Genomic DNA, 13,874 nt, shown 5'->3' on the forward strand with positions numbered 1-13,874 from the left:
GCCACAGCCGATCATTTCGGCGTCATGTCCGGCCGCCGCCACCAACTCTCGGGGAGCGATCCCGACAGAGCTGTTCGCTTTGGACGTTCTATCCGATTCCAGCGTGCAATCCATTCGTCGGCCGCATTAAGCACTGGAATTGCGTAGAAGCCAGCCATCAGCGCGCGGTCCAGGGCGCGGACGGCCGCAACAAAGTCGGACCTGTCGCGAGCGCGCAACAGCGCGGCGATCATCGCATCGATGGCCGGGTCCTTGGCGCCCATGTAATTGCGGCTGCCCGGCTGGTCCGCAGCCTCGCTCCCCCAGTAGAAGGCCTGTTCGTTGCCCGGCGACAGCGACTGGTCCCAGCGATTCTGGATCATGTCGAATTCGAAGCCGATCCGGCGTTGATCGAATTGCACGGGATCGACGACGCGCACCGCGGCCGCGATCCCGGCGCGCTTGAGGCTATCGGAGTACGCGAGCGCAATGCGCTCCTGATCCCTGGTCGTCACCAAGATTTCGAAGGCGAGCGGCGCATGGCTCGCGCGCTGCCGCAACACCGCGCCATCGAGCTGATATCCGGCCTCGGACAGCAGGTTCAGTGCGGTGCGCAACGTCTGGCGGTCGCGACCTGAGCCATCGGTGATCGGAAGGCGATAGCTGCCGTCGAGGATGTCGGGTGGGATCTCGCCGGCAAACGGTTTGAGCAGCTCTCGTTCGACCGTATCGGCGGGACGCCCGTAGGCCGACAGTTCCGACCCTGCAAAATAGCCGCCGCTGCGCTTGTACAGTCCGAAGAAATAGTTGCGGTTGATCCATTCGAAATCGAACAGCAGCGTTAGGGCGCGGCGCACCCGGATGTCGGAGAAGACCGGCCGGCGGGTGTTGAAGACGAGAAACTGCGAGGGCTGCGGCATACCCGAGGTCACGGTATCGCGGACGACCTCGCCGGTCCTTGCGGCCGGAAAATTGTAGCCATCGTGCCAGCGCAGAGGTTCGTCCTCGACCCGGAAGTCGTAGAGCCCGCGCTTGAATGCTTCGAAGGAACCATTTGCCTCGCGATAGAAGTCCAACCGGATCTCATCGAAGTTCCACAATCCACGGTTGATCGGGAGGTCGCGGCCCCAATAGTCCGGATTTCGGGTCAGGCTCACGCTGGCTCCTGGCCGCACCGCGGTGACGCGATAAGGACCGGAGCCGATCGGCGCCGTCATCGTGGTCTCTTCAAATCTCGACACGTCGGTCGCATGCCGCGGCAGGATCGGCATCAGCCCGAGAATCAGCGGCAGTTCGCGATCTTCGACACCGCCGAAGTCGAACCGGACCGTGAGCGGGTCCAGTGCCTCGGCCTTGGCGACCTTGCTGTAATACTGCCGATGATTGGGCCGGCCATGGTCGCGGAGCAGCGCCCAGGAGAACAGAACGTCCTCGGCACGGACCGGCTCGCCATCGGAGAATCGGGCATGCGGGTCCAGCCGGAACGTGACGTAGGTTCTTGCGTCATCGGTCTCGACGCTTCTGGCCAGGAGCGCGTAGAGCGTGAAGGCCTCGTCATTGCCGCGGGCGAGCAGACTCTCGACCACGTAGCCGCGCACTTGCTGCACTGCAATACCCTTGACGATGAAGGGATTGAGGCTGTCGAAGGTTCCGAGCAAGCCCCAGGTCAGGCGACCGCCTTGGGGAGCGGCCGGATCGACATAGGGCAGATGGGTGAAATCGGCGGGCAGCGCCGGCAGGCCGTGCATGGCGATGGCATGGCTCTCGGTCGCGCCTGCAGGTGCAGTGTAGATCGTTTGCAACAGCACCGCGATAACAGCACAAACTGCCCCGGCGGCAAGCCGCATGCACCGGAGCATGAACATAGGAACGCAAGCATTTGATTCGGAACAGCTCACAAGCGTCTTTTAGCACAGGCCGCGAGCCGGTAGATCGCGCCGACGCAGGCTGCCTCGGCATTGATCTTTCCGCCCGCCACGTTATGAAGGCGGGCGATCGGGCAAAGCAGCAACGCCTGTCACTTAACCGCCTCAATTCCTGAGGAGACAGCCGCGCGAAACGGCTTGGTGTGGCGTCTTTGGCGGTCTCGGGCGCTGCCGTTCAGAAAGGGTTTTCCGCAATGAATTTCCGTGACTTGGCCTCGTCGGTTGGGCCGCGTGGGCGGCTCGTCGCCTTGCTGGCGGCAACCGCGCTGGCTGTTTCCTCTGCCGCGCAAGCCCAGGCCCCTGGCGCGAAGGGGAAGGGCCCGGCCGCGCCTAGAGCACCGGCTGCGCAGGCGCCTGGCGCGCCACCCGCTGCTGGTGCGCCGGCCCAGGCTCCGGGCCAGCAGCCGACGCCCGACCAGCAGATCCAGCTGATCTATGCGCCCTGGACCAAATTCTGTCTCAAGGGGCAGGACGCGAACGCCAAGCAGGTTTGCTTCATCGGCAAGGACGGCCGTATCGAGTCCGGCCAGCCCGTGGTCGCCGCCGTCATCATCGAGCCGGAAGGTGAGCCGAAGAAGATCCTGCGCGTCACCCTGCCGCTTGGCATGCAGCTTCAGCCGGGGACCCGGATCGTCGTCGACAACAACCCGCCGATGCAGAACCCCTACGTGATCTGCTTCCAGAACGGCTGCATGTCCGACTATGAGGCGACGCCCGAGTTCATCGCCAGCATGAAGAAGGGCCAGAATCTGTACGTCCAGGCGATCAACTCCAACGGCGCTGCGCTGACCTTGCCGCTGCCGCTGCAGGAGAAGGATACGGGAAGCAGCTTCGCCAAGGCCTATGACGGCCCGCCAACCGACCCGAAACAGTTCGAAGAGAACCAGAAGAAGCTGCAGGAAGAGCTGCAGAAGCGCGCTGAGGAAGCTCGCAAGAAGCTTGAAGCCGCACCGCCCACAGCCGCGAAATGAGGCAAGCGGAGCGGACCTGACGTTCGTTCCGCACCTGCCACGCCACCGCAGTGGTGGCGTCGGACTGTCGGAGAAGCAAAAAAGGCGCTCGGAAGGGCGCCTTTTTTGTGGGTTCTTTGTTAGTTTGGACTGGTGGCCCGCGCAGGTCGCGGGTGGCCGATTCAGTTCAAGGACGAATTACGCGGACGATAGCCGCCTGACTTGTCCTTGATGAAGAGGTCCGAAAGCTGGGAATGGCGGATCGGCTCGCCGGAGTTGTCGGGCAGCAGGTTCTGCTCCGACACATAGGCGACATATTCGGAGTCCGCGTTCTCCGCCAGCAGATGATAAAACGGCTGATCCTTGTGAGGGCGCACCTCTTCAGGGATCGACAGCCACCACTCCTCGGTGTTGTTGAATTCCGGATCAATGTCGAAGATCACGCCCCGAAACGAGAAAATCCGGTGCCGGACGATCTGGCCGATCTGGAACTTGGCAGTTCGCGCTTTGATCATCCTTTCCGAATAGACCAGGATTGCGGCTGACGCTAGTGCCCCCGGGACCGATTTAATCTAAGAAGGGGAGTCGAGTCCCGCCGCGCAAATACTCATCCCGACGCTTTCATGATCGATATCCTGAACCTGGCGCTGCCGTATTTCGGCGTCGTCTTCATCGGCTTCGCCTGCGGTAAATTGAAACGGCTGCCCGATGCCGGGCTCGCCTGGATGAATTTCTTCCTCCTCTACGTGTCGCTGCCGGCGCTGCTGTTCGGGATCATGGCGCGCACGCCGTTCGCGGAATTGAACAACCCGCCATTTCTGGTCGCCACCACGCTGTCGACCATGCTGGCGTTCGCGTTCGCGCTGGTGGTCGGGCGTGTCGCGGGGCGGCTGTCGTTGCGTGAGGCGACCATGGCGGGGCTTGCCGGTGGTTATGGCAATATCGGCTACATGGGACCGGGCCTGGCCCTCGCAGTGCTCGGCAGCCAGGCCGCCGCGCCGACCGCGCTGATCTTCTGCTGCGACAGCATCTTCCTGTTCTCGATCGTGCCGCTGCTGATCGAGCTGACGGACCGCGATCACCCCTCGCTGCTACACGCATTGCGTGTCGTGCTGCGTCAGATCCTCCTCAACCCGCTGATCATGTCGACCTGCGCCGGCGCGGTCGCCGCCGCGATGCATTTCCAGCCTCCGGTTGCGCTCGATCGCACCTTGCAGTTCCTGCAGAACGCAGCAGCCCCCAGCGCCTTGTTCGTGCTTGGGGTCACTGTGGCGCTCCGGTCCTTCAAGCGCGTGCCGTGGGAGGTGCCTGCCGTGATCACGGTGAAGCTGCTGATCCACCCGCTGCTCTCGTTCGGCCTGATGCTCGCATTCGGTCCGTTCGCCCAGCCCTGGGCGGCGACCGCTGTGTTGATGGCCTCGTTGCCGCCGGCGCTCAATGTGTTCGTGATCGCGCGTCAGAATGAGACCTGGGTCGAGCCGGCCTCGGTTACGGTGCTGATCGGTACATTCGCGTCCGTCGTCACGCTGACCAGCGTGATGTGGCTGATCCAAAGCGGCCGGCTCGTCTTTCCGTGAGACGGTCTGGCGCAGCTAAGACTAACTCGCGCGACGATGGGGGCCGATCGCGTTCGGCCGCCATGAGGGCGCCAGCCCCTCGCGCATCGCAAGCCGACGCAGCGGGCCGATCGAGCCGATCAGATGCATGCCGAACGCGCGCAGCGACTGCATCGGCACGAAATCGCTGAGCAGAGAGCGATTGGCGACATCGATCACGAAGGTGCGGCTCAAGATATCGGCGCGCCGCGCCGCGCCGTAGCGCGTAAGGACCGAGGCTGCACCGGGATCCTCTCCTGCGGCTCTGGCCTTGCTCACGATGGCCGCAATGTCCATCGCATCGCGCAGACCCAGATTGAGGCCTTGCGCGCCGATCGGCGGCACCACATGGGCGGACTCGCCGACGAGCGCAATGCGCCTGCGGGCATAATGATGGGGGCGCTCGATCGCGAGCGGGAAGAGATAGCGGCCGGGCTCGACCTGGACGCGGCCGAAGATGGCGTGCGACTGCCGTTCGGCTGCGGCCGACAAGGCGTCGTCGTCGAGCGCGAACAGCCGATCGGCCTCTTTCGGCGCGGCGACCCAGACGACACTGCAGCGGTCACCGGGAAGCGGTACGAACACGCACGGTCCGTGAGGCGTGTGGAACTCGGTGGACACGTTGTGATGCGGCCGCGCGTGGCTGATGTTGAAAGTCAGCGCGGCCTGGTTCAGCGCTCGCGTGGACACACCGATGCCGGCCGCATCACGGCACATCGAGTGCCGTCCATCGGCACCGACGACGAGCGGGGCGGATATGACCAGGCCCGACGGGGTTATGACCTGTACCTCGTCCTCTTGCGGGAACACGCGTTCGGCCTCCTGGTCGATCCGGACCAGGCTGGGCAACTCCGCGGCGCGCTGCTCGAGCGCCTCGACGAGCACGCTGTTGGCGACGTTGTAGCCGAAGACGTCGAGCCCGATTTCGTCCGCGACGAAGCGGACTTCGGGAGCGCGGATCAGGCGGCCGGTGTCATCCACGAGCCGCATCGCCTTCAATCCCGCAGCCCGGTCCTTGCAGAGTTGCCAGACCCCGAGCTCATCGAGAAAGTCGACCGAGCCGCCGAGCAGGGCAGTGGTGCGGTTGTCGGCGTATGGGGCACGCCGGGCGACCAGAGCGGTCGCGGCGCCGCTTTGCGCAAGTGCGATGGCGGCCGCGAGTCCCGCGGGACCGCCACCGACCACGACGACATCGAAAGAGGCGGGTGTATCAGTCATGTTGGGAACATCGACCTTCTCGCGGACTTTTTCAAGCCTACCTAAGCATGACGGTCTATGTAGTAAATACGCGGCGATAGGGCGCAGCGGCCGATGTGCAATTCGTTCCGATTCCTGCTAGCACTGCCGTGGTCATGGATCAGTTGAAACCAGAGGGCGACGCATTGGCAACGCCGACGCACCGGGCGGCGGCATTTTCAGTTCACGTCTTCACCGCGCTCGGTGCTGGCGTGGCGCTGCTCGCCATGCTCGAGGCCGTCCGCGAACATTGGACGGCAATGTTCTGGTGGCTGGGTGTGGCTCTCGTCATCGACGGTCTCGATGGTCCGATGGCGCGCCGATTGGACGTCATGACAGTGCAGCCATACTGGTCCGGTGACGTGCTCGATCTCGTGGTCGATTTCGTCACTTATGTGTTCGTGCCGGCCTATGCGATCACAGCGAGCGGTTTGCTGCTGCCGCTCGCCGCGCCGCTGCTCGGGGTCGGGGTTGCCGTTACCGGTGCGCTCTACTTTGCCGATCGGCGGATGAAGAGCGACGACAACCATTTTCGGGGCTTCCCCGGCCTTTGGAATATCGCAGCCTTCTATCTCTTCCTGCTGCATCCGCCGGCGGCCCTGGCGAGCCTGGCTGTGGCGGCACTCATCGTGCTGACCTTTGTGCCGTTCCACGTCATCCACCCTGTCCGCGTGGTTCGGCTGCGCTGGCTGACGCTGGCGCTGATGGTGGTCTGGGGAGTGCTCGCGATCGATGTGTTGGCGCGCGACTTCGATGTCGGCCTGCCGGTCGTAGCGCTCCTTTGTGTCATTGGCATTTATGTCGTGGCGAGCGATTCCGCGATCCGTCTCCTGAGATCCCTGAAAGCATGATTGAACTTCTGACCAGCCCCGAGGCATGGGCCGCGCTGCTCACGCTCACCGCGCTCGAAATCGTCCTTGGCATCGACAATGTCATCTTCCTGTCGGTGATCGTTGCGCGCATTCCGCGGCCGCAGGCGAGGCTGGCGCGGCAGATCGGTCTCGCGCTCGCACTGATCTTTCGCATCCTGCTGCTCAGCATGCTGGTCTGGCTGATCGGCTTGACCGAGCCGGTGTTCTCGGTGCGCGGTCTCGGTTTTTCCGAGCAGTTCTCTTGGCGCGACCTGATCCTGATCGGCGGCGGCCTGTTCCTGATCGCCAAGGCGACGCATGAGATCCATGCGGAGGTGGAAGCGCAGGATGAGGCCGAGCAGAAGAGCGGCAGCAGCAGGGGATTCCTGTTGGTCGTCCTGCAGATCATCGTCATCGATCTCATCTTCTCGCTGGACTCGATCATCACCGCGATCGGCATGGCCCAGGAGCTCGAGATCATGATCGCGGCGGTCATGATCGCCATGGTCATCATGTATCTCTCGTCGGGACCGGTGGCGCGCTTCGTCGCGGCGCACCCAACCACCAAAATGCTGGCGCTCGCCTTCCTGGTGCTGATCGGCGTCGCCCTGGTGGCAGATGGCTTCAAGTTCCACATCCCGCGCGGGTATATCTACTTCGCGATCGTCTTTGCCGTCGCGGTCGAGTTCTTCAACGTGCTGGCAGGCCGTAACCGCAGGAAGCGCAACGTCTGAGCCGCGGTTGACAAGGGGGCCGTGATCGCCTTGGCTTGCGAGCAGGCAGCCGCGACCCCGTCCTTGGGCTTTGCACGGGGATATCGGCTGATCCTGATATTCTAAGAGAATCAGATATTTGTCACAATCTGTTCGGCCAGCCCCAGAACACGCGGCCGCAAATGCCCGGAGGAGCAGACGCAATGGTCAAGGCGGTGCGCGTACACAAGGTGGGTGGCCCGGACGCCCTCGTCTACGAGCCCGTCGAGATCGACGCACCGGCCGTCGGCGAAGTACGCATCCGGCAGCACGCGGTCGGCCTCAACTTCATCGACGTCTATTATCGCACCGGCCTCTACAAGGCGCCCGGGCTGCCCTTCGTCATCGGCAACGAGGCCGCCGGTGAGGTGACCGCGGTCGGACCGGGCGTCACCCATTTTCATCCCGGCGATCGCGTTGCCTACTACCACAACCTCGGCGCTTACGCGACCGAGCGCAACATTCCCTGGGAGCGCCTCGTCAAGCTGCCGGATCACATCACCTACGAGCAGGGCGCGGTGCTGATGCTCAAGGGCCTCACGGTCTGGTATCTCCTGCACAAGACCTTCAAGGTTGAACCGCATCACCGCGTGCTGATCCATGCGGCGGCCGGCGGCATCGGCCTGCTCGCCTGCCAATGGGCGCGAGCGCTCGGCGCACATGTGATCGGCACGGTCGGATCGAGGGCGAAGGCCGAGCTCGCACTCGCCAATGGCTGCGACCATGTGATCCTCTACAACGAGGAGGATTTCGTCGCGCGCGTCAAACAGGTCACCCGCAACGAACTCTGCGACGTGGTCTATGACGGCGTCGGCAAGGACACCTTTCCCGGCTCGCTGTCCTGCCTGAAGCCACGCGGACTGTTCGTCAGCTTCGGCAATGCCTCAGGCCCGGTGCCGCCGTTTTCCATCGCCGAGCTCAACAACCACGGCTCGCTGTTTGCGACGCGGCCGAAGCTCAACGATTATATCGGCAAGCGCGCCGAGCTGCTCGAAGGCGCCGATACGCTGTTCGCGGCGGTGATCAGCGGCAAGCTGCATGTCCAGATCAATCACGCCTATGCGCTGAAGGATGCCGCGAAGGCGCATGCCGATCTCGAAAGCCGCGCCACCACGGGCGCCTCGATCCTGAAGCCCTGACGGATACGGTCTGCTCTTGCGGTTCGCCTGCTGGGCCACTCGGGCAGAGGCCAGTCACGCTGTCGCCACCATCGCGATCCCCGCGGGTTCAAGGCTGTCCAATCCGAGCGTCCAGTCCCGCTCGCGCGTCCTGTCGCCGAGCGCGAGGACCAGCCCGTGGTTCAGCTCATAGAGGCCCGCGACCAACCCAGCGCGGCTCAACGCGGACCTGAGCGCATCCTGAATGAGACCGCGCAGCGCGAGGTGTGGCGCCGAGACCGGAACATCGACGTCCCGTCCGGCCATGGCCTGCGCACAAGCGCGCCGATCGAACGAGGCGTGCCCTCGACAGGCCAACGGCCGAACGGGGTGGACGATGCAGGCGCCGCGGACGAGGAACGGACAGGGCTGGCGCCGCGCCATGCGCTCGGCTTCGCTCAAGCCTTGCGTCGCCCGGTTGGCGTGCGTGATCCGACGCGACAAACCGACGGCCGAACCCGACGGGCTGTCGTCAATCTGGCGGACATAGCGCGCGATCAGGAAGATTTCTGCCGCTGTCGCGGTCACCCGGAGTGCGCAGCAGGATGGACAACCTTTGCAGCACGCGAGCGGCGGCAGATGCGCCGTCTGTGTGCCGATATTGGCTTCGAACAGGTCGAACGCCCGGTTGACCAGCGCCTCGACGAGGCTGCTTGAGCCGGACAATGGGGCCAGGATCGAGTCGAAGGCGACCTGCAGCCGGGCAAATGCGGCATCACTCACGGGCGCTCTCCGGCGCATGGTTGACGATGCGTATTGGCTCGTCGACCGCGGCGCCCGGCACGTCGCGGTCGACAGCTTCGGCGGTAGGGACGCTCACCGCCTCGGCAAGATCAATCGGATCAGGCGGCGGTGTCCTTCAGGATCGCCTCGAAGCGGGGACGGGGAATGCGGAAAAAGCCGCGACCGCCGGCGAAGGTCTGGTAATGCGGGCGGGCTTTCTCGAGCAGGAGTTCGTACCACGCATTCGCGGTCAAATGAGCAGGCTTCTCACCGATCGAATTGATTTCAGAGCTGGGGAAGAAGCGGACGTGGATCAGCACCTCCTCATTCACCGGGTTCGGCGCAACGGCCTCGCCGACGGGCGAAACCCGCGCCAGATTGTCTCTTGCCATCTTATCTCCTGTTCCGGCCGACCTCGTTGTCGGCCCGTTGATCTTCCGCTTGCTCCCGGCAAGTGCCGCTTTCCTCGGCAGGCTGGACATTTTCCGTGCAATCGTTATAGTCAAACTGATATAACGATGGTCAGCCATCCGCAGGTGTTCGGCGCGTAAACCATCCACGCGAACGACCGCCGCTGTCTTTGACATAAATCAAACCGCACAGGCTCGCGTCGTTCGACGTGAGCCTGCTTGCGTTTGACGTGAGGAAGGCTACGCGACGAGCCGGGCGGCGCCGGCTTTGGTCAGGATCGCGTCGAGCGTTGCGATCATCTCCGCGATCTCCTCCCGCGTGACGTTCAGCGCCGGCATGAAGCGCAGCGTGTCCGGCTGCGGCGCATTGAGCAGCAGGCCGGCTTCAAACGCCTGGCTCGCGATGGCGCTCGCTATCGGGAGTTTCAGATCAAGCGCCAGCAGAAGACCGCGGCCACGCACCTCGCCGAGCCCATGCCGCGCCGAGAGCCGCTGCAGTTCGGCCTCGAGATGCAGGCCGGTCTCGGCCGCGGACTTCATGAAGCCGGGACTACCGATCTCTTCCATCACCGCGAGCCCTGCCGCGCACATCAACGGATTGCCGTTGAACGTGCCGCCCTGGTCGCCATGCTCGAAGCAGGAGGTCTGCTCGGTCGCGAGCAGGGCGGCCAGCGGCACGCCGCCGCCGATTCCCTTGCCGAGCGTCATGATGTCGGGCGTGATCTCGGCATGCTCATAGGCGAACAGTTTGCCGGTTCGTCCCATGCCGGTCTGGATCTCGTCGACGATCAGGAGCAAGCCGTGCTGCGTGGTCAAGGCACGCAGCTCACGCAGGAACTGATCGGTGGCCGGCCACACGCCGGCTTCGCCCTGGATCGGCTCGAGCATGATCGCGATGGTCCGGTCCGAAATCAGCGCTTCGACGGATGCAATGTCATTCAGGCGAGCCTTTGGAAAACCAGACACCTTGGGTTCGAACAGCGGCTCGAATGCCTTCTTGCCGGACGCCGACATGGTTGCAAGCGTCCGGCCGTGGAAGCCGCCGGCAAAGGTGATGATCTCATAGGCGCCGTTTCTGTGGCGCGTTCCATATTTACGCGCCAGCTTGATGGCGCCTTCATTGGCCTCTGCGCCTGAATTGGCGAAGAACACCTGGTCGAAGCAGGATTGCTCGACCAGCGCCTTCGCAAGCTTGAGGCTGGTGTCGTTGAAATAGGCAGGGCTCGGCGTGATCAGCCGCGTCGCCTGGTCCGCCAGGGCCTTGGCCACCGCCGGCGGGGCATGGCCCAACGCGTTGACGGCCCAGCCCTGGATGAAATCGAGATAGCGTTTGCCGCTGTCGTCCCAAAGACGCGAGCCTTTGCCCTGGACGAATACGATCTTCGGACGCGCGGTGATCTCCATCAGCGCGTCGTAGGGGGATTGGGCAGTCAGCATCGCGGACACTCCTGGGTTGGGATGAGAATTTGGGGGGGCTGAAAAGCGAGAAGGCCGCTCCTTTGTGGGAGCGGCCTTCTCGAAACCTGAAGCTGATGTGCTGTTAGCTGATCAGCGTCGTGCTCGGACATGGCGCGCCCCGGCGTCGTCACGGCGGTGACGACGGCAAGCGGCGGCGCGGCGGCTGGTCCGAATGGTGATCATGCCGGAGCCATACAGTCGGAGCGCTGACGGTGTCAAGGTATGTTCCGGTTGGCGCCAGCGGCAATGGCGGAAAGCGAGCCGCTCGCGGCCGGGTTGAGGGCAATTTTACGAAACATTTAGGTAAAGACATCTACCTTGATCCGGAACATCGGAGATACAGGCGCTCGGAATGGGCGATGTCGACGCGAGCCGGACGATCGCTGACGAAGTGGAGGCGGCGATAGCTGCAGGCTCCGCCGATCGCTGCTGCGCAATGGCCGGACGGGTTGGCTCGCTGTTCGCGGCCTCCGCCGGCACTTTCGATCTCGAGCAACACGCGCTGTTTGCCGATATCTTCGAGCGGCTCGTCAACACGATCGAATTGCGGGCGCTGGCCGATGCGAGTGCGCGCATCGCTCTCGCTGAACTGAGCGCGCAGTTGGCGCCGGTATCCCAGGCTCCGGTATCGATCATCCGCCGGCTGGCTCATAGCGAGGACATCGCCGTCGCCGGACCCGTGCTGTCCGAATCGCCGCGACTGACCGCTTCCGATCTGACCGAACTCGCAGAGACAAAAGGCGAAAAGCACCTGCTGGCCATTGCGGGCCGCTGGTGGCTGCAGGAGGTCGTGTCCGATGCGCTGCTGGCCCGGCGCTACCCGAGCGTCAGCCATCGGCTGATGAAGAATCCGGGCGCGCGAATATCGGCGGCCGGTTTCGCGGCCATCATCGGGCAGGCCGTCGGAGACCCGGATTTGGCTGTCATCACCGGCATTCGTACCGATCTGCCGCCGGACCTGCGTCTGAAGCTCTTGCGGGGGGCGACGGAGGCGGTGAGGGCGCGCCTGTTGTCGTCAGCACCGCCCCATCTTTATGAGGAAATTCGCGCTGCGATCGCCGCTGCCTTGGCTGGTACAGCCAGGGACATGTCGCGCAGTCGCGACTTCGTCGGCGCCAAACTGACCACGGCGCGGCTGATGAAGGAAGGCAGTCTCAGCGATAGCACCCTGCACGAGTTTGCCATCCAGCGTCGCTACGAGGAGACCATCGCTGCCCTCGCCGAACTGTCGAAGTCGAGCATCGAGGTGGTGCGGCCCTTGATGCAAAGTCTGCGCAGCGACGGCATTCTGATCCCATGCAAGGCGGCAGGTCTACGCTGGGAAACAGTTCACGCGGTCCTTGATAGTCGCTTCATGTCGGGCGCCACCCACCCTGACGAACTCGACAAGCTCAGGACCAAATACAACGCGCTCACTGCAGAGGAAGCGCACCGGCTGTTGAAGCTCTGGACGGTGCGATTGGACACCCCGCCCAAGAAGCCCTGAGGCGAACGCAGATTGCCTCAGAAGCCGGCCACGGTGCCGTGCAGGTCATATTCGTCCGCGCGCTCGATCTTCGCCGTAACGATCTCGCCGACCCGAAGAGGCCGGCGGCTCGACAGATAGACGGCGCCGTCGATCTCCGGCGCATCCGCCTTGGAGCGGCCCTTGGCCACGGTCGGGCCGACCTCGTCGATGATGACCTGCTGCCGCGTGCCGACCTTGCGCTTGAGCTTGCGCGCGGAGATCTTCTGCTGACGAGCCATCAACGCGTCCCAGCGCTCTTGCTTGATTTCATCTGGGATCTGACCGGGCAGCGCGTTCGAGGTGGCGCCCGCCACCGGCTCGTATTTGAAGCAACCCAGCCGGTCGATCTCGGCCTCATCCAACCAGTCGAGCAGATAATTGAAATCGGCATCGGTCTCGCCGGGGAAGCCGACGATGAAGGTCGAGCGCAGGGTGAGATCCGGACATTGCTCCCGCCAGGCCTTGATGCGGTCCAGCGTCTGATCCTGCGCGGCAGGCCGGCGCATCGCCTTCAGGACGTTCGGGCTGGCGTGCTGGAACGGAATGTCGAGGTACGGTAACACCTTTCCTTCGGCCATCAGCCCGATAACCTCGTCGACGTGAGGGTAGGGGTAGACGTAATGCAGGCGCACCCAAGCACCGAGTTCGCCAAGCTCCCTGGCCAAATCAATGAACTTGGCGCGCACCGCGCGATCCTTCCACTGGCTCTCGGCATATTTCAGGTCGAGCCCGTAGGCGGAGGTATCCTGGGAGATGACCAGAAGCTCCCTGACGCCAGCGTCGACGAGTCGCTCGGCTTCACGCAGCACGTCGGCGGCGGGGCGCGACACCAGGTCGCCGCGGAGCTTCGGAATGATGCAGAAGCTGCAACGGTTGTTGCAGCCTTCCGATATCTTCAAATAGGCGTAGTGCCGCGGGGTCAGCTTGATGCCCTGAGGCGGCACCAGGTCGATGTGCGGATTGTGCACCGGCGGTAGCGCCCGGTGCACGGCTTCGAGCACGCTCTCATATTGCTGCGGCCCGGTGATCGACAACACGCTCGGATACGCCTGTTCGATGGCCTCGGGCTCCGCGCCCATGCAGCCGGTGACGATCACCTTGCCGTTCTCGGCCATCGCGGCGCCAATGGCCGACAGCGATTCCTGCTTGGCGCTGTCGAGAAATCCGCAGGTATTGACGATGACGACATCGGCGCCGTCATGCTTGCGGGCGAGTTCATAACCCTCGGCGCGCAGCCGAGTGATGATGCGCTCGGAATCCACCAAAGCCTTGGGGCATCCGAGCGAGACAAAGCTGATCTTGGGCGCTGCGGCCTGCTGCATCCTGAAACT

General features: G+C 63.9%; 13 protein-coding genes. 6 read left to right on the plus strand and 7 right to left on the minus strand.

Going from position 1 to position 13,874, the window contains the following annotated elements:
- Positions 1-11: 11 nt before the first annotated feature.
- Complete coding sequence (locus QX034_RS28690) at positions 12-1,838, minus strand: extracellular solute-binding protein (protein ID WP_315704292.1); 1,827 nt, start codon at positions 1,836-1,838, stop codon at positions 12-14.
- A 260-nt stretch (positions 1,839-2,098) separates the two neighbouring features.
- Between QX034_RS28690 and QX034_RS28695 the strand changes: the two genes are divergently transcribed.
- A complete protein-coding gene (locus QX034_RS28695; protein WP_315704032.1) occupies positions 2,099-2,875 on the plus strand; it encodes an invasion associated locus B family protein in 777 nt (258 codons plus the stop codon).
- 161 nt (positions 2,876-3,036) lie between these two features.
- Here QX034_RS28695 and hspQ read toward each other — a convergent pair whose 3' ends face one another.
- Positions 3,037-3,369 carry a heat shock protein HspQ gene (gene hspQ / locus QX034_RS28700; protein ID WP_315704031.1) on the minus strand — a complete coding sequence of 111 codons (333 nt, stop codon included), beginning with the start codon at positions 3,367-3,369 and terminating at the stop codon, positions 3,037-3,039.
- A gap of 108 nt (positions 3,370-3,477) precedes the next feature.
- Here hspQ and QX034_RS28705 point away from each other — a divergent pair, with 108 nt between their 5' ends.
- Positions 3,478-4,431, plus strand: a complete 954-nt coding sequence (locus QX034_RS28705) for an AEC family transporter (RefSeq protein WP_315704030.1) — start codon at positions 3,478-3,480, stop codon at positions 4,429-4,431.
- A gap of 21 nt (positions 4,432-4,452) precedes the next feature.
- Here QX034_RS28705 and QX034_RS28710 read toward each other — a convergent pair whose 3' ends face one another.
- Positions 4,453-5,667 (minus strand): UbiH/UbiF family hydroxylase, encoded by a 1,215-nt coding sequence (locus tag QX034_RS28710; protein ID WP_316196193.1) that lies wholly within the window; start codon positions 5,665-5,667, stop codon positions 4,453-4,455.
- A 134-nt stretch (positions 5,668-5,801) separates the two neighbouring features.
- On the opposite strand from QX034_RS28710, the gene pcsA reads away from it, so the two are divergent.
- The 3 genes from pcsA to QX034_RS28725 all read left to right on the plus strand — a co-directional run bounded on the left by pcsA (position 5,802) and on the right by QX034_RS28725 (position 8,427).
- Positions 5,802-6,536, plus strand: a complete 735-nt coding sequence (pcsA, locus tag QX034_RS28715; RefSeq protein ID WP_315742192.1) for a phosphatidylcholine synthase — start codon at positions 5,802-5,804, stop codon at positions 6,534-6,536.
- Positions 6,533-7,270 (plus strand): TerC family protein, encoded by a 738-nt coding sequence (locus QX034_RS28720; protein ID WP_315742191.1) that lies wholly within the window; start codon positions 6,533-6,535, stop codon positions 7,268-7,270. The genes pcsA and QX034_RS28720 overlap by 4 nt, the downstream gene beginning before the upstream one ends.
- A gap of 182 nt (positions 7,271-7,452) precedes the next feature.
- Entirely contained in the window at positions 7,453-8,427 is a 975-nt protein-coding gene (locus tag QX034_RS28725; protein WP_315742190.1) for a quinone oxidoreductase, read from the plus strand.
- 54 nt (positions 8,428-8,481) lie between these two features.
- On the opposite strand, the gene QX034_RS28730 is transcribed toward QX034_RS28725, so the two are convergent.
- The 3 genes from QX034_RS28730 to QX034_RS28740 form a co-directional block, all read right to left on the minus strand.
- Positions 8,482-9,168: a YkgJ family cysteine cluster protein gene (locus tag QX034_RS28730; RefSeq protein ID WP_316196194.1), complete on the minus strand. Its 687-nt coding sequence runs from the start codon at positions 9,166-9,168 to the stop codon at positions 8,482-8,484.
- Positions 9,169-9,287: 119 nt separating this feature from the next.
- Entirely contained in the window at positions 9,288-9,755 is a 468-nt protein-coding gene (locus tag QX034_RS28735; protein WP_315704024.1) for a hypothetical protein, read from the minus strand.
- Between the two features lie 63 nt (positions 9,756-9,818).
- The gene (locus QX034_RS28740) at positions 9,819-11,015 is read right to left on the minus strand and encodes an acetylornithine transaminase (protein ID WP_315704023.1); all 1,197 of its coding nucleotides are present in this window, start codon (positions 11,013-11,015) and stop codon (positions 9,819-9,821) included.
- 373 nt (positions 11,016-11,388) lie between these two features.
- On the opposite strand from QX034_RS28740, the gene QX034_RS28745 reads away from it, so the two are divergent.
- Positions 11,389-12,522, plus strand: coding sequence for a DUF2336 domain-containing protein (locus QX034_RS28745; protein ID WP_315742187.1), 1,134 nt, complete (start codon positions 11,389-11,391; stop codon positions 12,520-12,522).
- A 17-nt stretch (positions 12,523-12,539) separates the two neighbouring features.
- On the opposite strand, the gene rimO is transcribed toward QX034_RS28745, so the two are convergent.
- Entirely contained in the window at positions 12,540-13,865 is a 1,326-nt protein-coding gene (rimO, locus tag QX034_RS28750; RefSeq protein WP_315704021.1) for a 30S ribosomal protein S12 methylthiotransferase RimO, read from the minus strand.
- Positions 13,866-13,874: the final 9 nt, after the last annotated feature.

Source organism: Bradyrhizobium sp. SZCCHNR3119 (assembly GCF_032487775.1).
Classification (GTDB): Bacteria; Pseudomonadota; Alphaproteobacteria; order Rhizobiales; family Xanthobacteraceae; genus Bradyrhizobium.